Origin of the sequence: Zunongwangia atlantica 22II14-10F7, assembly GCF_002094855.1 — a bacterium.
Lineage (GTDB): Bacteria > Bacteroidota > Bacteroidia > Flavobacteriales > Flavobacteriaceae > Zunongwangia > Zunongwangia atlantica.
This window is the reverse complement of sequence record NZ_ARYN01000006.1, coordinates 25,277-45,590: the sequence shown is the minus strand read 5'-3', so window position 1 is coordinate 45,590 and position 20,314 is coordinate 25,277. Positions and strand designations below refer to the sequence as shown.

The following is a 20,314-nucleotide window of genomic DNA, read 5'->3' as shown; positions in this document are numbered from 1 at the left end:
GTGGTCTTTTAGAATACTCAAGAAGAATTTGTATTACAACTGATAAACAGAAGACAATGGAATTAAAAGATAAATTAGTATCATCATTTTTAGCTTTCGACGAGCAATATCAGGTAGATGATGATGTACAGCAAATAAGAAGTCAGGCGATAAAAGACTTTGAAACCTTTGGTTTCCCAAGTAAAAAAGAAGAAGCCTGGAAGTATACCTCATTAAAATCTGCTTTAAAACACGATTATAGCATTTTCCCTAAAAAAGAAGATGCTATAGAATATAGCCAAATCAAAAAATATCTTATTCATGATATTGATACTTACGATTTGGTATTTATCGACGGTATTTATTCTTCTCATTTATCTACTACAACTCACGATAAAATCGATGTATGCTTAATGTCTTCAGCATTAAACAAAGACAAGTATAAGCCGGTAATCGATAATTACTTTAATAAGCTTGCGCCAAAAAATGGTCTTAATGCCTTAAATACTGCATTTACCAAAGAAGGTGCTTATATTCATATTCACAAGAATATCATGGCAGATAAGCCAATCCAGATTATTAATTTCTCTACAGGAAATGAATCTTCTTTATTGCTTCAGCCTAGAAATCTTGTGGTGGTTGATGAGAATTCTCATGTTCAAATTATCGAAAGACATCAAAGCTTAACAGATCACCCGGTATTAACCAATTCGGTTACCGAGATCTTTGCAGATCGTCGTGCGATTGTAGATTATTATAAAATTCAGAATGATAAAGAAACCTCTTCTTTAATCGATAATACTTTTATCGAGCAAAAAGATGAAAGTAATTGTTCTGTTCATACATTTTCTTTAGGTGGAAATCTTACCAGAAATAATTTAAACTTCTATCAAAGAGGAGAGCGAATCGACTCTACCATGAAAGGAGTTACCATTATTGAAGGAAAGCAACACGTAGATCATAATACACTGGTTCATCATATTTATCCAAATTGTGAGAGCCACCAGGATTATAAAGGAATTTTCTCAGATAAATCTGTAGGTGTTTTTAACGGGAAAGTGGTTGTAGAAAAAGAGGCGCAAAAAACAAATGCGTATCAATCTAACAACAACATTCTTGTAGATGATAAAGCTACCATCAACTCCAAACCTCAGCTAGAGATTTTTGCAGATGATGTACGTTGTAGCCACGGGTGCACGATTGGACAATTAGATGAAGATGCTTTATTTTATCTTCAATCACGCGGAATTCCGCATAAAGAAGCACGTGGATTATTAATGTACGCTTTCGCCAACAACGTATTAGAAAGTGTAAAGATCCCAGAGATCAAGAAAAGAATCAACAATCTTATTGCTGAAAAACTTGGTGTTGAATTAGGTTTCAACTTATAGAAAGCTAGTTTTTAAGTAGCACATTTTATTCAGCAAAAATTTTAAGATATGAGTACAGCTACTGAAGCATTAGAATATAACGTAGAAAAAATTAGAGAGGATTTCCCTATTCTTAAACGAGAAGTAAACGGTTATCCTCTCGTTTATTTTGATAATGCTGCAACGTCGCAAACACCACAACAGGTAATAGATACGATTGTAGAGTATTATTCTAACTATAACGCCAATATTCATCGTGGTGTACATGCGTTATCACAAGAAGCTACAGATAAATACGAACAGGCTCGCCATATAATTCAAAAGCATTTTAATGCAGAAAAGGCTCACGAGATCATTTTTACTTCTGGAACAACACATGGTATAAATCTGGTAGCAAATGGTTTTGCTTCATTGCTGAAAAAAGGTGACGAAATTATCGTTTCTGCCTTAGAGCATCATTCTAATATTGTGCCGTGGCAAATTCTTGCTGAAAAAACCGGGGCGATTTTAAAAGTAATCCCAATGAATCAGGAAGGCGAATTAATCTATCCTGCTTTTGAAGAATTACTTTCAGAAAACACCAAACTCGTATTTGTAAACCATGTGTCTAATGCTTTGGGCACAGTAAATCCCATCGAAAAAATTATCGCTAAAGCACATGAATATGATGCAGCGGTTTTAATTGATGGAGCTCAGGCAGCACCGCACATCAAAGCAGATGTGCAGGCTTTAGATGTAGACTTTTATGTAGTATCTGCTCATAAAATGTGTGGACCAACTGGTATTGGAATGCTCTACGGAAAAGAAAAATGGCTTAACAAATTACCTCCCTATCAAGGTGGTGGTGAGATGATTGCAACGGTAACTTTCGAGAAAACTACTTACGCCGATCTTCCGCATAAATTTGAAGCAGGAACTCCTAACATTTGCGGCGGGATCGCTTTTGGAGCAGCATTAGATTATATGAATGCACTTGGTTTCGAAAAGATCGCTGCCTACGAAGAAGAATTGCTTCATTATGCCACTAAAAAACTTCTGGAAATCGACGGGATGGAGATCTACGGAGTTTCAAAAGAAAAAACAGCCGTAATTTCTTTCAATATTAATGGAATGCATCCGTATGATATTGGCACAATTCTCGACAAACTGGGGATAGCAGTGAGAACCGGGCACCATTGTGCACAGCCAATTATGGATTTTTATAAAATTCCGGGTACGGTTCGCGCTTCTTTTTCGTTTTATAATACAAAAGAAGAAATAGATGCATTTATTAAAGCCGTTATCAAAGCTAAAACCATGCTCTCGTAAAGTACTGGCGATTTTAGCAATTTTCAGCTTCATTTTTTTAAGCGCGTGTAAAGAGGAAAATAAGCCTAAAGAAACACCCAATCTTAGCGAAAGTGAACAAAAAACGTTAAATAATTCTGAAATTTCAGGTAAATATTCGGTTAAAACACTGAATAATAACACTGAAAATCTTGGGAATCTTATATTTGACTTTAATTCAGAAAATAAAAGACTTGCAGTCACAACAGATTGTAATTCTATTGGCGCCGAATACAAGATTAGCGAAAATACGCTTACATTTTCTAACACCATAAGTACCAGGAAGTTTTGCCAGGGTGCGATGGATAACGAAAACACCATCTCTAAAGTATTACGGAAAGTAGAGAAATTCAATTTTTCTGAAAAAGAGCTTAAGTTATTATCAAAGGATAACCAGGTGTTAATTAGCCTTATAAAAACCGAAAAAAGTGAGTAAATCTATACAAGAAATACAAGAGGAAATTATAGATGAATTTTCGATGTTCGACGATTGGATGCAACGTTATGAATACATGATCGAACTTGGAAAATCGCTTCCTTTAATCGACGAAAAATATAAAATCGAAGAAAATCTAATTAAAGGATGCCAAAGTAAAGTTTGGGTTCATGCCGAGTTAAACGGTGAGAAACTTGAATTTACTGCAGATAGTGACGCAATTATCACCAAAGGAATTGTAGCTATTTTAATTAGAGCTTTTTCAGGACATCATCCTTCAGATATTCTTGAAGCAGACACGCAGTTTATAGACGAAATTGGATTAAAAGAACACTTATCCCCTACCCGTGCAAACGGATTGGTAAGTATGATCAAACAACTAAAAATGTATGCAATAGCATATCAAACCCAATTAAAATAAATGGAACAGGAAATCGACACTCAGGAATTGGGAGAAAAAATCGTAAAAGTGCTTAAAACTATTTACGACCCAGAAATCCCTGTAGATATATACGAGCTAGGACTTATTTACGATGTAATGGTAAGTACAGATTATGATGTGAAAATCTTAATGACACTTACTACTCCTAACTGCCCGGTTGCTGAAACTTTACCTCAGGAAGTTGAAGAAAAAGTAAAATCTTTAGATGCTGTGAACGATTGTGAGGTTGAAATAACATTTGACCCACCGTGGAGCCAGGACTTAATGAGTGAAGGCGCAAAATTAGAATTAGGACTATTATAAAACAAAGTGTATGGCTACAGGAGAAATTGTAAATCGAGTAGCAAACAGTAAATTAGTCACTTTTAACCTGGAAGATTATTATCCAAAAGGCCAAAGAGTGACTTTTGATATTTCAAGCTGGTTGTTAGAAGGTTTTGTATTACGAGAAGGTACATTTAGAGAAGAAGCCAAAAATCATGATTGGAGCCAGTACAAAGATTGTTACGTGGCTTTACATTGCAGTACAGATGCCATAATCCCGGCCTGGGCTTATATGCTTATTGCTACTTATCTTCAGCCATTCGCTAAAAAAACCGTAAATGGTAATCTGGAAGATTTAGAAAATATTCTTTATACTGAAATTATTCAGCAAATGGATCTTTCAGAATTAGAAGATAAACCGGTAATCATTAAAGGTTGTGCAAACAAACCTGTACCTAAAAATGCTTATTTACTATTAATAAACAAACTACAACCTATTGCAAAAAGTATAATGTATGGAGAGGCCTGCTCTTCAGTTCCGTTATACAAAAAGCCAAAAAACTAACCCAAATACAACTACTAACCTATGAAAAAGATTTTACTTAGCCTACTTGCGTTAGCAGGAGCATTTAGCCTACAGGCACAAGAAGACGATGGCGATGAGCAAAAAGAAGGATGGACAACAGAAGGAAACATCCAGCTCCTTTTTAACCAATCGGCTTTTAATGCTGAATGGACTGGTGGAGGGACTTCTAACATCTCTGGAAACTTAATCTTCAATTATGATTTTAATTACCTGAAGGACGATTTTACTTGGGATTCCAAAGTTTTGGTAGACTATGGACTTACAAAACAAAATGGTGATGATTTTCCAAGAAAGACCAGTGACCGTTTAGAATTTAACTCGGTTGCCGGTAAACAAGTGGAAGATTCAAACTGGTTTTATTCATTCTTTACTAATTTTAGAACACAGGTTACTAAAGGATATACATTTAGTGAAGATGCTGAAACTGGCGAAACTATTCGTACCGAACGCACCAGCTTTTTCTCTCCCGCCTACCTGCAATTTGGTCCTGGTATGCTTTGGAAGAAAAACGAAAACTTTTATGTAAACATCGCCCCGGCTACAGCAAGGTTTATCTTTGTAGATTCTTATTTTACAAGTGTAGAAGGTTATGAAGACGGTGATTATTTTGGTGTAGATCAAGGAAGTTCTTCCAGATTCGAGCTTGGTGCTTCACTCTCAGCGTATGCGAAATTCGATATCATCGAAAACGTAAAGATGGAGAACATTCTTAACCTATACTCTAACTACCTGGAAGATCCACAAAATGTAGATATTGATTACACGATGAACATTAAAATGAAAATTAATGAGTTATTATCTACAAACTTCATTTTCCAGACGATTTATGATGATAATGCCGTAGGAGCATTTCAGGTAAGAGAAGTTTTTGGTTTAGGATTTAATTACAGCTTCTAAAACCTAAAAAATATAAAAATCCAAAGCCTGTAATTAAGTTACAGGCTTTTTTTGGTTAAAATAATTTGAAAAAATAACACGCTAAATCACAATACTAATCTATTGTGTACCTTTGTAGTTATGATTGAAAAAACAGATTTAAGTTACGAAAAAGCGGTTCTTATTGGGATCATCACTAAGGATCAAAACGAAGATAAATTAGAGGAATATCTAGACGAGCTGGAATTCCTTACCTATACTGCTGGCGGAGAAGTTGCAAAACGTTTTTCGCAAAAAATGGACTTTCCAAATCCAAAAACTTTCATCGGAACTGGAAAGATGGAAGAGGTACGAAATTACGTATCTGATAACGAAATTGGTACTGCCATTTTTGACGATGAGCTTTCTCCTGCACAACAAAAGAATATTGAAAAGATCCTGAAATGTAAAGTTTTAGATAGAACCAATCTTATTCTGGATATTTTCGCCCAGCGCGCTCAAACCAGTTATGCAAGAACGCAGGTAGAACTTGCCCAATATGAGTATTTACTACCAAGACTTGCCGGGATGTGGACGCACCTTGAAAGACAGCGTGGTGGTATTGGTATGCGTGGTCCTGGGGAAACAGAGATCGAAACCGACCGTCGTATCGTTCGAGATAAAATTTCTTTGCTAAAGAAGAAACTTGCGACCATCGATAAACAAATGGAAATACAGCGTGGCAATCGCGGGCAGTTAGTAAGAGTTGCTTTGGTAGGTTATACTAACGTGGGAAAATCTACACTAATGAACACGATTAGTAAAAGTGAAGTTTTTGCTGAAAACAAGCTTTTTGCTACACTGGACACGACAGTAAGAAAAGTGGTGATTCGCAACCTGCCATTTCTACTTAGTGATACGGTAGGATTTATTAGAAAATTACCTACGCAGTTGGTAGAGTCTTTTAAATCGACTTTAGATGAAGTTAGAGAAGCAGATTTGTTATTGCATGTTGTTGATATTTCTCATCCTAATTTCGAAGAACATATCGATTCCGTGAATCAAATTCTGGATGAAATAAAAAGTGTCGATAAACCAACAATTATGGTATTTAACAAGATCGATCAATATGTTCCTGAAGAAATTGCAGAAGACGATCTTATTACTGAAAAAACCAGCGCCCATTACACATTAACCGAGTGGAAACAAACCTGGATGAATCGTCTAGGCGACAAAGTATTGTTTATCTCGGCTTTAGAAAAAGAAAATATGGAGCACTTTAGAAAGAAAGTATACGAAGCGGTGCGTAAAATTCATATTACACGTTTTCCATATAATAATTTTCTATATCCTGAATACGATAAATACGGCGAAGAGAAGTAGTTAAAAATTATTCCATCAATATAAAGCAGCGGGTAAATTATCGTTTTAACTCGCTGTTTTTATTATGTAATTTCCTTAGACTTCTTCCAACGCCTTATTCTAGTCCTTGCATTTTTATAAGGTAAAGCGGTATTAAACTGTATCATTTTTCCTTTTGTCCATTTCCCATACCAAGCTGTTTGATATAATTCCTTATTCGAATCATTTTCGATAATTTCTAGAATCTCTACAAAAACTTTATCTAATTTTTCGAGCAGTTCCAAATACGAGAGATGCTCATAATCCAAATAAAATTTATTAGCTAATTTGCCTAATTCATTCCACTTATAACCAGTTTCGGGAAAATCAACCTGTTTATTATTTTTCATTTTTCTATCCCACTTCAAGACAAGTTCTCCCCAGCCAATTAAGTAAGAGACTAGGTTACAAACACTCATATTGGTGTGTTTTGCATGTCCTTCAAGCTCTTTAGTTTTAGTTGATTTCAATGGGATATCTTCTAAATCTTTTTTCAATTTAGAATAGGTTGTTTTGATATCGTTTATTAACTCTTTCTTATTTGTTGGAACTGCCATAAAGATTCAACTATAATAAACTTCAGTTTGATTGTGAACTAAAATTAGTATCTTCATTTTAAAAATCGAGGTTATGAAGATACTTTTTTCATTTATAGCGTTCAGTATATTTCAGCTTGTAAATGCGCAAAGTTTAGCAGGTTTAGAAGGATCCTGGGAATTAATTTCAGAAAATGAAACACCTGTATCACTCACTACGGTTAGGATTTACCAGGACGGTTTTTTTGCTGAAGGAACTAAAGAAGGTGACTACGATTTTAAAAATGCAAAAGGCGGGTTTTATAAACAAGGAGAATCCATTTATACCGAAAAATTTGAATTTAATTCTGATGACTCTTTAAAAGTAGGGACTACGGTAAATTATGATTTTGGTGTTAAAGGAGACACCTTAAAAATATGGAATGATGAGATTTCACAAATCTGGCTTAAGATTGGCGATTTTCAGGATGATCTTTCTGGCGTTTGGATTATTACAGGTCGCGAGCGCAATGGCGAAATGCAACGACGGGAAATTGGAGATCGTAAAACAATAAAAATCCTTAGCGGCACACGTTTTCAATGGATCGCATATAACTCGGCCACAGGGCAGTTCTTTGCTACTGGCGGTGGTTCTTACCTTGCAAAATATGGCCGATATATAGAAAATATAGAGTTTTTCTCTAAAGACGATTTTCGCGTAGGCGCCAGCTTAACTTTCGATTACCAAATAATGAACAAGGAATGGAATCATCGTGGCAAAAGTTCTGCCGGAGAGCCAATCAACGAAATATGGTCTCCTTATAAACCTGAAGAAACTATTACAGATTAATAATTATCGGGTTAAAATAGCCTCTGTAGGTAAATAAAAAACGCCCTCTGGATTTTTAGTAAGATTAAAATGCAACAAATCCTGTTGTGTATGATATTGCATTTTTATTTTTCCTTGTGATCGCTGGTAGCTGCTTTCGATTGTTCCGGCAAAATTACCATCAGTAATTTCAAGCATTACAATAGAAAAGGTGTCGCTTTCGCTTTTACAATCTATTTGCTCGCCATTATCAAAAACAGCACAATGCTTCCCACGATATTCTTTTTCGTTAATTTGTTCAAGTTGGATTTCAAATTGCTTAGATCCATCTGGAGACGTCCATCTCCAGGAACCTTCGAGATCCTGGGCACTCATAAAACAGCTGCCAAAAACAGCAAATATCAGGCATAATTTAAGCTTCATTTTACAGTAGATTTGGTTAGTAGGTTTTACGAAAATAATTATTCAGCTGTGACTTTTATGTTATCAATATCATAAGTTGTGGTTCGGGAAGGATCTCTTCCCTGGTATCGAAAACCTACATAAACTTCAGCAGTAAAACAGGAAATATCGATCTTTGAATTCCTAAAAATCGTAGCATTTTGATTTGATGGTCCCATGGGAATATTCGCCTCGAGCAATTGCCAGTTTGCAGTTTCTGGATCACCATTAAAATCTTCGCTAATATATACCTGCAAAATAGTACCATTATCATAAGACGCCCGAATATCGAAAGACAAAACCTCATTTTGAGTTTGCGAAAGATCGATGGGCGGCGTCACCAGCCAGGCTTCTAAAGGATTTTCCCCGGTATTGTAAGCCGAAATCCTTAGTGTTCTGTTTCCGTTGGAGGTAGCATCAACAAATCGCTCTTCGCCACCATTTATATTGACGTTAGTCCAGCCTAATGGATCTAATCGATTCTCATTGGTGATTTCAGCAAAGTTTTCTTCAAACAAAATCGTGTCACCTTCTTCAGTATTATTTCCGCAGTTAAAAAACTCAGGGTCACAGCGCTCATTTCCAAAAGAAAGATCTTCAGTTGAATTTACCTGAACCACGTAGAAATCATCATAAAAATCACGTCCTAAAACACCCAATATCGTACCTGAGCTTGCCGGTAAATTAACCGACCTAAAATCGGCATAAGTACTGGTGCTTAGCAAAGCCGTATCATCGCTGCCACATTCTTCGATTTGACGAAAACCATCAAATTGATCGTAAGTTTCAGCAGCAAAAGTGCTGTTGGTTTGGGTAAATAAATTTCGATTAAACTGAATATTATCTAACTGCACATAAGTGCATAAAAATTCAGGTGAAAAATCACCAATATCGATTTGCTGCGGAATGATCTCTTCTATAATTTCTGAACGAACCAGATATTCATCGATTTCTGAAGGTGTTATAGGATCAAGATCTCCCCTATTCTGTTTTCCCAACTGAATTAATCCATTGCTTTTTGAAATACTCAATCCGTTTAATTTCACAAACACTTTTCTTCCGAAGTTATAGCGTTGATAAAGGGCATTTTCATCAATTAAAATTTGTATCCCCGCTTCCGGGTTTTCTGGACGATCCTGAAGGATCAATTCATTATAAAAATTACCTGCCCTATCTGAAGAAATCACATAAGCTTCAAAATACTGGTCTCCCGAAAATGTAAATATATCGCCGGTTTCTTCATCATAATTATTTTTTACGGCTCTTAGACTAATTTGCGTGCCTTCTATGCTCACATTTGCCGGGAGTTGAGTTTGTGGAACATCATAATCGTCTGCCGTCACACAGCTGATCAAAATAAGAATTAAAAGGGCTACAAATTTCTTCATATTAAAACCGAACATATAAATTAGCAAAATAAGTGGTGCCGTAACCGTACCAGTAGCGATTGCCAAAAACAGGCATTTCACGTTCGCGATCTTCCTGCAAACTGGTAAAATTGGCATTTCTGGATTGTTCGTAACCGCCGGTTTTGTAAAGCTGATCCAGAATATTATTCAGGCTAACAAAAAGCCCAACATAATAATCTCCCAGTTTCCAGGATTTCCCTCCTATGGCATTCAGCAAAAAATAGTCGCCTAAATTCTCTTGTTTTAGATAATCCCTGGCAACTTGCGCATCATAATTTTCTAGCGGTAATCCATCTGTATCTGTAGCAAAATTTGAAGTTCGTAGTAACGGACTCACATTAATAAACGCGTTCGCGAAATAGTTAGCCGTTAAACCAAACCACCAATAATCGGGATCACGATATTCAAAACCTACTTGTGCTGCATGCTGCGGCCCGTTTGCCAAACGGTAATTTTGTAAACGAGTTTCCCCATAATTCACATTGCCGGCAAAACTATTGCTGGTTAAATACAAATTGGGATTATTGGAAAAAATAAATTGGCCAAGCGCTAAAGCTGACTTTAATTTGATCGTAGAAGTTACCTGCGCTTCAGCACCAAATTCCATTCCCAAATGCTGCTTTTCGGCATCGTATAAAATCTCTTGAACAAAAGCAGTGGTTGTATTTCTGCCTAGGCCTGAAAGTCCGTCAACATAATAAAAAGAGACGTCGGTTACATTACGAAATTGTGTAAAATAGCCGCTAATTTTTAAATTGAAATTCGGCGAACGATAGCGATACGTGGCATCTGCACTATAAATTTGTTCACTATCCAAATCCTGAACCAGGGTATTATTTTGTCGTGGATTTGCGAAACTGTTTTGCAAAGTTGGCGGATTACTGGCTAGAAATAAATTTGAAGAAATAGAATGTCTCCCCGTAAAATGATAAGTTATCCCCGTTTTTAAACCAAAATCGATAAAATGCAATGTTGCACTTTTCCCAAGTGAATTATCAGGAAATAAACCATTTTGATAATTACCAAACCGATCATAATTTGTTGAACTGATCTTTGCTGAAAGGTAAGTTTCGATGTTTTTGGCAATAAACTGAAGCTGGGAAAATGCTTCAAATTTCGTTGAATTTAGATCGTAGTTATATTTATAAATCTCATCTTCACCCACCAGCCGATTTGGGTTTTGCAAATCACTCTGCGCTACTTGTTCCAGTGAATAATCATTGGTTGGTTCAGCGAAAAAATCGATATCCAGAAACCGGTTTCCACCAAAAAGATCATCGATTTTTGCATAATTATGGCTTTTTAGCTGCTGAAAATTAATTCCGCCATTTAGCTTCAAATTTGAATTTAGCTTATGATCGAAAGTCGTATTCAAAAAAACCGAACGATCATCGTTTCGATCTTCGGTTAAAGCATAAACGGCATTATTTCCGGCATTGGCTTCAGTTATATTCGCTTCATAGATCGCATCCCAGTTTAATTGTCCATTTTCCCGAAATGCAGCGGCGCTTCGGTAAGCGGCCTCATAATTTTCACTCCCTTCAAATCGTAAAAAATAACTCGGTAAATTTTGATAATAAGCGGGATCTGGATTTTGGCCGCCACCATCGTAAGAAACCTGATCGTTAAACCGAACTAAATTTGTTCCCCCATAATCGATTCGGGTATTGCCAATACTTCCAAACTGATAGGCGATATTGGTTGTTATTTGGATGTCTTTTGAAAGTTCCCAGAAATGATTCAACATCAAGATAGGCTCTTCTACCCGTCTTTGCCGGGAATTTCTAATTTTATTTTCCTGATATCCCCAGTAACTATTATATTTTCTTCCTTTTAGTTCAAAAACTTCATCGGTGATCGCCGCCGATTTTCCACGAATATTGGGTGTATAAATTGCTGCAAAATTTAAACTATGATCTTCATTTATCTTTTTTTCTACGGAAAGAAAAGCCGATTTTGCGTTGTACGAGGTTCCTTCCATATAGCCTTCTTCAGCAAATCTTCCGGAGAGCGAAACGGTATAAAACCAATCATTTTTTAATTCTCCTGAACTATAAGTGGCCATGATCCTGGAACGATAACTTCTATTGGCAGCCGATAAAGTAAGCCTGCCACCTTTAGAAAATTTTGAGGCACGCATCACGAAATTGGTAGAACCGGCAAGACTTCCGAAGTTATTATCTACAGCGCTTACGGCGAAATTAAAATCCTGATTGCGCTGCACATCATTTAAACCACCCCAATTACTCCATTGCGGCCGGCCATTATTGATTTTATTCAGCGCAATTCCGTTGATCATTACCAGACCATACTGACTATCATAACCACGAGGTTTAAAATAGGTCTGACTAAAATCGTAAGCGGCTGCATTTAAAAAAGCATCCTTCCCAGCATTTAAAATCGAAGAAAAACCGGCATCTATTTGATCGTCATCCAACTCATTTTCACTAAGATTTACGCTTCCTAATTGCGCCTGCTGTTCTGCAATATCAGGCGTTAGCGTAATCACACCCAAATCTAAAGTAGGGCGATCTATAAGAATTGGTAAACGCAGTGACTGAAAACCAAGTTTTGAAATATTTAAAATATAATTTCCCATTTCGAGATCTGTAAAACTTAGTATGAAAACTCCTTCGGCATTAGTGCTGGCCTCCGTAAAATGATCTTCTAAACGAACACTAACGCCACCAATAACATTTTGAGAATTAGCATGTAGTATTTTTCCGGATATAATGATTTCCTGCGCCTGCAAAAGACCAGAGGAAATAGAAATCACCCAAATAAAAACCACACTTTTCATTGAAAATCAATAAATTACAGCTTCAATTTAGAAAATAGCATTCGAAACCGTTTATTTTATCCGAAAGAATAGGATAACTTTAACGCAAACTCACAACAATTTTAAGATTCTGATAATGAAAATCTTACAACTAATTTTTCTTTTTTACTGCGGAATTGGATTTGGACAAAATGAAGCTACTTACGAAGTTTTGACAATCGCATTTTATAATACCGAGAATCTTTTTGATACTGAAAATGACGATTTCACTTTCGATGATGATCGTACTCCTGATGGAAAAGATGCCTGGACGGAAGAAAAATACCTTCAGAAATTAAACAATATCGGTAAAGTAATTTCAGAAATTGGAGTTGATCTATCAGGCAATAGTCCTGAAATTATTGGCTTAAGCGAAATTGAAAATTATACTGTACTTGAAGATCTTTTGAATACAGAACAATTGAAAGATAAAAATTATGAAATTATTCATTTTGATTCGCCAGATCGCCGCGGTATTGATAATGCCCTATTCTATAATCCCAAGGTGTTTCAACCGCAAACATCAAAAGCTATTGCCGTCTTAATTCAGAATGAAGAAGGAAAAAGAATTTATACTAGAGATATTTTGGTGGCTACAGGAAAAATTGAAGATGAAAACTTTGCATTTTTAGTAAATCATTGGCCATCTAGAAGTGGTGGTGAAAAAGCAAGCCGAAATTATCGAAAATCGGCTGCAACGGTAAACCGAAAAATTTGCGATTCTCTTTGGGCAATAGATCCTTCTTTAAAAATTGTGAATATGGGAGATTTTAATGATGATCCTAAAAACAAAAATGTGAAGAATGTGCTTAAAACTTCAGAAAAAGCGAATCAATTTCAGTTTTATAATCCTATGCTGAAATTGTATAAAAATGGCATTGGAAGTTTAGCCTATCGCGATAATTGGAATTTGTTTGATCAAATCCTTGTTTCAGGCACTATGACGACTAAAAATTATAATCATTTTCAGTATTACAAAGCCGGGATTTTTAAAAAAGACTATTTAATCACTTCAAATGGACAGTATAAAGGATATCCCTTCCGAAGTTATGGATATAATGGCTATTTAGGCGGTTATAGCGATCATTTTCCGGTATATCTTTATCTTATAAAAAAGAAAAATCCCCGCTAAAAACGGGGATTTTTGATATTTTGAAGACTATTTTTTATAGCCATGCATTCCAAGGAATTCTTGAAAGAAGTACCACCAAAGCAATCGTATAAAATATCGCCAGCGTTTTAAATTTTGGCGTAGAGGTTAATTTCTTTTTGTGCTTTGAATATCCTACGGTAATCAAAACAATAGCGATAATCATCATAAGAGGATGTTCCATATTATACAATCTTAGCGTATCGTCGCCCATTACTCCGCTCATTCCAACTTCACCCCACATTTTAAAATAAGGAGCCACAAAATAAAGAACGATACCGATAAGTAACTGAATGTGAGAAACTATAAGCGTAAAAAGTGAAATTCTAAAATTTCCGGCACTATATTCTTTACCAGAAACCCAGCCAATAATTGCGCTTATTGCAGCAATTGTTAGCATTACAACTACTAAATAGGCCCAGTAAGAATGTATAAATTGAACAGTTTGGTACATAATTTTCTTTTTTTACAAAAGTAGGTTATTCCCATCGATTTTCAGCATCACTACCACCCCAAATAAGTGTTGCAAGATATGGATTATCGATAAACGGGTTTCGTACTCCTTGTGCAGCTTCGATCACATTATTTCTTTGCATTTCGAATGCTGAAACCGGATCTTCTATATTCCACTGAAGGAAAAGATCTAAGTCACCAACCGTTTCGATATTTTCTCCGTAACGAATATTAAGATAGAAAACCATTCGGGCTACATCACCTTTCCAATCGTCTCCAGGATACCACTCGTCGTCCCCAACACTTCCATAATCACCATCTCCATCTGCAAATGAATAATTAGATCTTGCCTGGTTTACCTGAATATCTACAGATCTTAAATGATGTAGATCTGTAATAGCATCTGCAGCGCTTAATCTGGATTGCGGATAAATATGCTCAGTATTAAAAGTTTCACCTTCTCCTGGAGGTTCCTGAGTTTGATATTCGTCATCTGGACGACTTTCTCCGGAATACATTAAAATTACATTTCCGGGAGTGTCTGGATCTGCATCTGCGCTGTACAGATAATTATGACGATCTGTATACGCTAAGATCGTTTCGTGTGCAGCTACTGTAAAGTTGGAAAGCGCTAATTTTAAGAAATCTGAATTTTCAGTAAAAGTTACTTCAGCATAATAATCCTGTAAATCTGCAGGAATATTAAAGGCAATTGGAGTTACAACCTGAACAGTTACTGTAGCGGTACTACAGGAAGCTTCTGGCTGATCGTCATCACAAATCGAATACTCAAAAGTATCTTCGCCAGTAAATCCAGCTGCCGGAACATAGGTTACTGTGCCATCGTCATTTAATGTTACAGTACCTTCGCTTGAAGAATCATCTACACTGGTAAGCGTAGCACCATCGATTAAATTATCATTAGCCAGTAGATTTGTAAAGATTGTTTCAGCATCATCTGTATTTGCAAGAACCTCATCATCATTGGCTGTAGGGTTACCTTCATCCTCCACTTCAATGGTAATGGTTGCGGTATCACAAGAAGTTTCCTCATCATCGTTACAGATCGTATAAGTGAAAGAATCTGATCCTGCAAAACCTTCGTTAGGAACGTATACAATATTGTTTTCACTATCGATAGAAACTGTAGCATTACCACTTGTAGATTCAACGGCAGTAATTATTGCATTACCTACCAGATCATCATTTTCACCGTAATTACGAATTGTTAAAGTACCATCTTCAGTAACATTATAACTATCATCATTAGCTGTTGGAGGACCAGGTTGATCTACCTGAACTGTTATCGTAGCTTCTGAACATCTATCGGAATCCCCAGGAACGCAAAGTGAATACATAAAAGTATCTTCTCCCTGAAAATCTGCCGGTGGCGTATATGTATAGGTCCCATCACGATTATCTGAAATTGTACCACCTTCACTACTTTCTGTATCTATAGAAAATATACGTGAATTATCTACAATTTCATCGTTTTGAAGGATATCGTTTGCACTAAAAGTAACTTCAACATTCTCTATGGTACTAAAATTATCATCTACGGCTACTGGATTTTCTTCCTGAGAATTACCAGGTTCATTCGGTGTTCCCTCATCACTACTGCTACATCCAAGGAAGAAACTTCCCAAAAGGAATGCAAAAAAGAAATTCTTTTTCATTAAATCTTGATTTAAATTCTAATTTGACTCTAGTTTCACAAATATCATAAATAAAAAAGCTTAAAAAAATAAAACCTTCTGCTTTGTGACAGAAGGTTTTAGCATATTCTAAGAATTAAGATTATTCATTAATAACCCATTCTCCAGCTTCATTTTTAATTAAGCTAATATCTTCAGTTCCATTAGAACCGTTGTAAATTTCATAAGTAAGTACATATTTCTGACCAACTTCTGCATTTGGAGCTATCCTATTTAAAAGAATTTGCATTGCTTCTAAGATCATCTCGTCACTCCAATAAGCACTATTATTAGATCTACGATCGAAGTTGCTATAACGAGCCATACTATCTACAGGACCAGGATACGATTCTTCTAATGCATCTGCAATAGTAGTATAATCAGAACCTACTAAACTGTATCTAATTGTATTGTCTGGAACCCATTCACCATCTACATTACCAAATTGAAGAGAAGATGTTCTAACACTTGAAATTGGATTAAAAGCACCATCAACAAATTCGAAGTTGGTATATCTTGTAGAAGTTGAACCACTATAAAATTGGTAAGAAACAGATACAAAATCGCCTTCCATAGCATAAGGATATTCTAATCCTAAAAAGATTGCTATTTTGTAAAGTGCTTCATCAGAATCATCGAAATTAGGATAACGTTGCCCCATTGCCGTATAATCTTCAGACTCTAGTATTAATGGCATCATCCAGGCATTATTATTATAGTAAAATGGGTTTGTCATTTCTATTACAGAAACTGCAATATCTTCTACAAACTCTTCTCCATCATAAACTACAGAAACAAAATCGTCTCCATAATCTCCATCGTAATATTCGTATCTAAACAAATACTTGTCTCCAGTCTCTGTATCTGGGAATTTATCTAGTAAAACTGCACCTGCTGCTTCTATTATCATTCCTTTATCCCAGTTATTCAAGTTAAAATTACCATATCTATTTAAATTACCCACAGCATCTGGATAATCTGAAATTAAGGCTGCTTCAACAGCAGTTGTATCACTTTCCTGGAATACATACTCTTCACCATAAGTAACCGCTACATATGCATTACCATCATACCTAAAGCTCATACTTGAACTACCTGAAGATCCATTATAAGTTCTATAGACTACTTCGTAGATCATACCTGAAACTCCGGCATCTTTAGTAGATAAGATATAAGTTAAAGCTTCTCTTATCATGCTTTCACTCCAACCAGTGTTACGATCACTTCGAATTTCGAAACTATGGTGATCTGCAACATTTTCTGCTGGATCTGGATAATCTGCAGCGAATTCTTCACCAATTAAATCATAATCACTACTACTAGTGATTTCAATAGTGTCGTTAGCTGCTACACCTTGATAAGTTAATTCTATAATATCTCCTCTCTCAGCAGAAGGGAACTTAGATACTAAAAAAGAACTGATAGCTGAAGTCTGAGGAAAATAAGTTACTCCGGCATCTTCATAATCCTGTGATGTTACAGCATATTCATCGATATTCATAGGATCATAAATATCGAAAGTTACGCTTACAGAAGAACCGGCACCATAATTTGGATATTGTGTTTCCAATAAAGTAGGAATCAACTCTCTGGCATCATCCTCGCTATTAAAGTTGGGAAAATTAAGACCTATAGCCGAATAGTCATCTTCGGTTAGTGTATATTCTCTATCGGCAACTGCTCTTTCACTGTCCAGCTCTGCATTAATCTCATCCTGAACATCTTCCATAGGCTCACAACCAGTAATTGCAAGACCAATAAAAGCTATAAATAAGTATATTAATTTTTTCATTTTCTAACTTTTTTAGAATTTAATTTTTGCTCCTACAGTATAGGTACGCCCAAAGCCATACCATACAGTTGATGTTCTTGCATTGTACCCTGAACCATCCTGAGCATCACTTACGTATTCTGTATCGATCACATTAAATACGTTAGCATTAATACTAGCATCGAAAGGACCAAATTGGAAATTATGAGTTAAGCCAAGATCTAAAAGACCATAATCTGGAATTTCCCATGGATCTGGTAATCCAGTTTCACCTCTTTCAGTTGGTTCGAAATCTGCATAGTATCTAGAGTAATAGTTATAATCTGCTCTTAAGAAAGTTCCAGGAAAAGCTTCAAAACTAGCTCCTAAAGCAGCTGTAGTTTGAGCAGCATCACCTACAGGAACTCCATCGATTATAATATTCACTTCGTCTACCTGATTTTGATTTTCATCAACTACGGCTACATTTTCTACATTGTTATCCCATGTCCAATCACCAATAGAAACCATACCCGTTAGAGTAAGTCTATCGAATGGACGGTAATCTACATCTACTTCAATCCCTTGGTGTAATGCATCAACTCCTAAGATGTTAGCAAAGAATGGGGTACCATCTTGATCTGTAAAAGATTGAACGAATGTTCTATCCTGCCAAGAAGTTCTATATACGTTGATGTTTGCTCTTAATTGCTGAGTTCTAAAACCATATCCTAACTCTGCACTAAAGATCTTTTGGTTTTCAGCATCTGCGTTAATATCATTCTGATAGTTCTGGAAAACTGCATCAAAGAATGGTGCTTTTTCAAAATATCCAACGTTAGCAAAAATATTATGCTTTTCTGTAATGTTATAGTTGATACCTCCTTTAGCACTATACCCAAAGAAGTTTTGCCAGTCAGTTTCCTGCTCTGAATCACTATCTAAATAGTTAAAATAATCAATTCTTTTGTAAGAAGTGTTGGATGCAGCAACATTTACAAAAGCCGAAATAATATCGTTAGAATACTCTGCCTGAGCAAAAGCTCCTTCCCAAAGTACTAAACCATCATTCCAGTAGTTAATTTTATCGCCAACTCTGGCTAAGTTAGTAGGATCATTTTCGTTACTATCATCTGCCCAGTATTGACCTCCTAAAAGATCTTTAACTTCCTGAAAGTGCTTTCCTTTATAGTATCTTAAATCTACACCCCCCATTACTTCTAAACCTTCAGCAACCTCTGAAGATAAAGTTGAAAGCAATCCTGTCCAGAAATGGTCGTTACGAGAGTTGTAAAGAATAGTTCCAGAACCATCTGCTCCATTAGCAGCATTTTCTTCTACTACCATATCAAGGTTTAGTGGCTCGTAAGGAGCAGCTCTGTAAGGAGAATCTACACTTCTTAGGTTAGCGTCTCCAGAGTAACCTCCACCTCCACCAGTACCAAAAGATACATAAGCAGCAGTAGATAAATCTGTTTTATCGTTAATCGTCCAATAGTGATTCAATGAAATTTGTGGTTTATGGTAAAAGTTATCCTGAACGTGCTTAACTTCTCCATTTAAGTAACCCCAGTCACCATTAAATTTAATTCCGCGATCACTTCTTTCGTAATCTTCTAATCTATGACGAGTTTCTCTTTGTCCGTGTACCTGTGGTGCACCAAAAGCAGTTAAAGAAATCTCATGATTCTCATTAATCTCTTTAGCGATATTAAGGAAGTAGTTATATCCCTCGAATTCAAGACCATCTGCGAATCTACTTCCGCTTGTTTTAGATGCTGAAACGGTAGCGGCCCAGCCATTCTCAGACTTTCCGGTAGAAACAGTAGCACCGTATTTCTGAAGTCCATCATTACCGGTCATTGCCATAAAGTTACCACCCATTTCCATATCGGTAGACTTTGTTACAATGTTAACAGTACCCCCGATGGATGGTACAGCTACTTTAGCAGCACCAAGACCTCTTTGTACCTGCATTGTTCTGGTAACATCAGAAAGTCCTGCCCAGTTACTCCAGTAAACACGACCATTTTCCATATCGTTTACTGGAACACCATTAATCATCACCGCAATGTTTTCAGAGTTAAAACCTCGCATTCTCAATTCCGCATCACCAAATCCACCACCTTGTTTAGTAGCGTAAATACCAGGAGTACTTTTAAGAATCTCAGGGAATTCCTGGTTTCCTAATTTAGTTTCGATAGTTTCAGCTTTTACAGTAGAGACAGCAACTGGTGTTTTTCTATCGATTGCGAGAGAAAAACTTGTAATAACGATTTCATCTAAAGCACTGTTATCTGGATTAAGAACAATCTCTCCTATATCCTGAGATCCTCCAGAAAGACTAAATTGTACTTCTTTGGTAATATACCCAATAAAACTAATTTTTAATGTCCCTGTTGAACTTTTCACATCTAATGAAAAATTCCCATCAAAATCGGTAGTTGTACCAGAAGTAGAACCAACGACCATAACATTTGCTCCTGGTAGCGGCCCATCCATTTCAGAATCCATTACTTTACCAGTAATGGTGCCCTGAGCAAAAATTGTAGCCGTTGCAAAAAACAACGCTAAAGCTAATAATTTCCTCATGTTT

The 20,314-nt window shown here is 36.1% G+C and carries 18 protein-coding genes; 10 read left to right on the top strand and 8 right to left on the bottom strand.

Annotated features, from left to right (window positions below):
* Window positions 1-56 precede the first annotated feature (56 nt).
* From sufD to hflX, 8 genes are all read left to right on the top strand, one after another.
* Window positions 57-1,370: a Fe-S cluster assembly protein SufD gene (sufD, locus tag IIF7_RS07460; protein WP_084841062.1), complete on the top strand. Its 1,314-nt coding sequence runs from the start codon at window positions 57-59 to the stop codon at window positions 1,368-1,370.
* Window positions 1,371-1,418: 48 nt separating this feature from the next.
* Entirely contained in the window at window positions 1,419-2,657 is a 1,239-nt protein-coding gene (locus IIF7_RS07455) for an aminotransferase class V-fold PLP-dependent enzyme (RefSeq protein ID WP_084841061.1), read from the top strand.
* Window positions 2,611-3,111 (top strand): META domain-containing protein, encoded by a 501-nt coding sequence (locus IIF7_RS07450; RefSeq protein WP_084841060.1) that lies wholly within the window; start codon window positions 2,611-2,613, stop codon window positions 3,109-3,111. Before IIF7_RS07455 ends, IIF7_RS07450 begins: the two co-directional genes overlap by 47 nt.
* A 43-nt stretch (window positions 3,112-3,154) precedes the next feature.
* Window positions 3,155-3,532, top strand: coding sequence for a SufE family protein (locus IIF7_RS07445; protein WP_084841237.1), 378 nt, complete (start codon window positions 3,155-3,157; stop codon window positions 3,530-3,532).
* A complete protein-coding gene (locus IIF7_RS07440; protein ID WP_084841059.1) occupies window positions 3,533-3,856 on the top strand; it encodes an SUF system Fe-S cluster assembly protein in 324 nt (107 codons plus the stop codon).
* 10 nt (window positions 3,857-3,866) lie between these two features.
* Window positions 3,867-4,382, top strand: a complete 516-nt coding sequence (locus IIF7_RS07435) for a DUF2480 family protein (RefSeq protein WP_084841058.1) — start codon at window positions 3,867-3,869, stop codon at window positions 4,380-4,382.
* A 21-nt stretch (window positions 4,383-4,403) separates the two neighbouring features.
* Window positions 4,404-5,300: a DUF3078 domain-containing protein gene (locus IIF7_RS07430; RefSeq protein ID WP_084841057.1), complete on the top strand. Its 897-nt coding sequence runs from the start codon at window positions 4,404-4,406 to the stop codon at window positions 5,298-5,300.
* Window positions 5,301-5,420: 120 nt separating this feature from the next.
* Entirely contained in the window at window positions 5,421-6,641 is a 1,221-nt protein-coding gene (hflX, locus tag IIF7_RS07425) for a GTPase HflX (RefSeq protein WP_084841056.1), read from the top strand.
* A 62-nt stretch (window positions 6,642-6,703) separates the two neighbouring features.
* Here hflX and IIF7_RS07420 read toward each other — a convergent pair whose 3' ends face one another.
* Window positions 6,704-7,216 carry a ClbS/DfsB family four-helix bundle protein gene (locus IIF7_RS07420; RefSeq protein ID WP_084841055.1) on the bottom strand — a complete coding sequence of 171 codons (513 nt, stop codon included), beginning with the start codon at window positions 7,214-7,216 and terminating at the stop codon, window positions 6,704-6,706.
* A gap of 73 nt (window positions 7,217-7,289) precedes the next feature.
* Between IIF7_RS07420 and IIF7_RS07415 the strand changes: the two genes are divergently transcribed.
* Entirely contained in the window at window positions 7,290-8,024 is a 735-nt protein-coding gene (locus IIF7_RS07415) for a hypothetical protein (RefSeq protein ID WP_139801288.1), read from the top strand.
* A gap of 3 nt (window positions 8,025-8,027) precedes the next feature.
* On the opposite strand, the gene IIF7_RS07410 is transcribed toward IIF7_RS07415, so the two are convergent.
* From IIF7_RS07410 to IIF7_RS07400, 3 genes are read right to left on the bottom strand one after another with little or no spacing between them, the layout of a single operon-like run.
* Complete coding sequence (locus IIF7_RS07410; RefSeq protein WP_084841054.1) at window positions 8,028-8,426, bottom strand: hypothetical protein; 399 nt, start codon at window positions 8,424-8,426, stop codon at window positions 8,028-8,030.
* Window positions 8,427-8,464: 38 nt separating this feature from the next.
* A complete protein-coding gene (locus IIF7_RS07405) occupies window positions 8,465-9,832 on the bottom strand; it encodes a DUF5689 domain-containing protein (protein ID WP_084841235.1) in 1,368 nt (455 codons plus the stop codon).
* A 1-nt stretch (window position 9,833) separates the two neighbouring features.
* A complete protein-coding gene (locus IIF7_RS07400) occupies window positions 9,834-12,653 on the bottom strand; it encodes a TonB-dependent receptor (protein ID WP_084841053.1) in 2,820 nt (939 codons plus the stop codon).
* A 115-nt stretch (window positions 12,654-12,768) separates the two neighbouring features.
* Between IIF7_RS07400 and IIF7_RS07395 the strand changes: the two genes are divergently transcribed.
* The gene (locus IIF7_RS07395; RefSeq protein WP_084841052.1) at window positions 12,769-13,803 is read left to right on the top strand and encodes an endonuclease/exonuclease/phosphatase family protein; all 1,035 of its coding nucleotides are present in this window, start codon (window positions 12,769-12,771) and stop codon (window positions 13,801-13,803) included.
* 34 nt (window positions 13,804-13,837) lie between these two features.
* On the opposite strand, the gene IIF7_RS07390 is transcribed toward IIF7_RS07395, so the two are convergent.
* The 4 genes from IIF7_RS07390 to IIF7_RS07375 all read right to left on the bottom strand — a co-directional run bounded on the left by IIF7_RS07390 (window position 13,838) and on the right by IIF7_RS07375 (window position 20,310).
* Window positions 13,838-14,275, bottom strand: a complete 438-nt coding sequence (locus IIF7_RS07390; protein WP_084841051.1) for a hypothetical protein — start codon at window positions 14,273-14,275, stop codon at window positions 13,838-13,840.
* A gap of 25 nt (window positions 14,276-14,300) precedes the next feature.
* Complete coding sequence (locus IIF7_RS07385; protein WP_084841050.1) at window positions 14,301-15,950, bottom strand: Ig-like domain-containing protein; 1,650 nt, start codon at window positions 15,948-15,950, stop codon at window positions 14,301-14,303.
* A 121-nt stretch (window positions 15,951-16,071) separates the two neighbouring features.
* A complete protein-coding gene (locus tag IIF7_RS07380; protein ID WP_084841049.1) occupies window positions 16,072-17,760 on the bottom strand; it encodes a nuclear transport factor 2 family protein in 1,689 nt (562 codons plus the stop codon).
* 12 nt (window positions 17,761-17,772) lie between these two features.
* Window positions 17,773-20,310: a TonB-dependent receptor gene (locus tag IIF7_RS07375; RefSeq protein WP_084841048.1), complete on the bottom strand. Its 2,538-nt coding sequence runs from the start codon at window positions 20,308-20,310 to the stop codon at window positions 17,773-17,775.
* Between the last annotated feature and the right edge of the window lie 4 nt (window positions 20,311-20,314).

Bases quoted from the DNA above. Each gene is read 5' to 3' on its own strand.
- hflX (WP_084841056.1), top strand. From the start codon at position 5,421: ATGATTGAAAAAACAGATTTAAGTTACGAAAAAGCGGTTCTTATTGGG.
- IIF7_RS07415 (WP_139801288.1), top strand. From the start codon at position 7,290: ATGAAGATACTTTTTTCATTTATAGCGTTCAGTATATTTCAGCTTGTA.
- IIF7_RS07400 (WP_084841053.1), bottom strand. From the start codon at position 12,653: ATGAAAAGTGTGGTTTTTATTTGGGTGATTTCTATTTCCTCTGGTCTT.
- IIF7_RS07395 (WP_084841052.1), top strand. From the start codon at position 12,769: ATGAAAATCTTACAACTAATTTTTCTTTTTTACTGCGGAATTGGATTT.
- IIF7_RS07445 (WP_084841237.1), top strand. From the start codon at position 3,155: ATGTTCGACGATTGGATGCAACGTTATGAATACATGATCGAACTTGGA.
- IIF7_RS07390 (WP_084841051.1), bottom strand. From the start codon at position 14,275: ATGTACCAAACTGTTCAATTTATACATTCTTACTGGGCCTATTTAGTA.
- IIF7_RS07450 (WP_084841060.1), top strand. From the start codon at position 2,611: ATGCATTTATTAAAGCCGTTATCAAAGCTAAAACCATGCTCTCGTAAA.
- sufD (WP_084841062.1), top strand. From the start codon at position 57: ATGGAATTAAAAGATAAATTAGTATCATCATTTTTAGCTTTCGACGAG.
- IIF7_RS07435 (WP_084841058.1), top strand. From the start codon at position 3,867: ATGGCTACAGGAGAAATTGTAAATCGAGTAGCAAACAGTAAATTAGTC.
- IIF7_RS07430 (WP_084841057.1), top strand. From the start codon at position 4,404: ATGAAAAAGATTTTACTTAGCCTACTTGCGTTAGCAGGAGCATTTAGC.
- IIF7_RS07385 (WP_084841050.1), bottom strand. From the start codon at position 15,950: ATGAAAAAGAATTTCTTTTTTGCATTCCTTTTGGGAAGTTTCTTCCTT.
- IIF7_RS07455 (WP_084841061.1), top strand. From the start codon at position 1,419: ATGAGTACAGCTACTGAAGCATTAGAATATAACGTAGAAAAAATTAGA.
- IIF7_RS07380 (WP_084841049.1), bottom strand. From the start codon at position 17,760: ATGAAAAAATTAATATACTTATTTATAGCTTTTATTGGTCTTGCAATT.
- IIF7_RS07405 (WP_084841235.1), bottom strand. From the start codon at position 9,832: ATGAAGAAATTTGTAGCCCTTTTAATTCTTATTTTGATCAGCTGTGTG.
- IIF7_RS07410 (WP_084841054.1), bottom strand. From the start codon at position 8,426: ATGAAGCTTAAATTATGCCTGATATTTGCTGTTTTTGGCAGCTGTTTT.
- IIF7_RS07440 (WP_084841059.1), top strand. From the start codon at position 3,533: ATGGAACAGGAAATCGACACTCAGGAATTGGGAGAAAAAATCGTAAAA.
- IIF7_RS07420 (WP_084841055.1), bottom strand. From the start codon at position 7,216: ATGGCAGTTCCAACAAATAAGAAAGAGTTAATAAACGATATCAAAACA.
- IIF7_RS07375 (WP_084841048.1), bottom strand. From the start codon at position 20,310: ATGAGGAAATTATTAGCTTTAGCGTTGTTTTTTGCAACGGCTACAATT.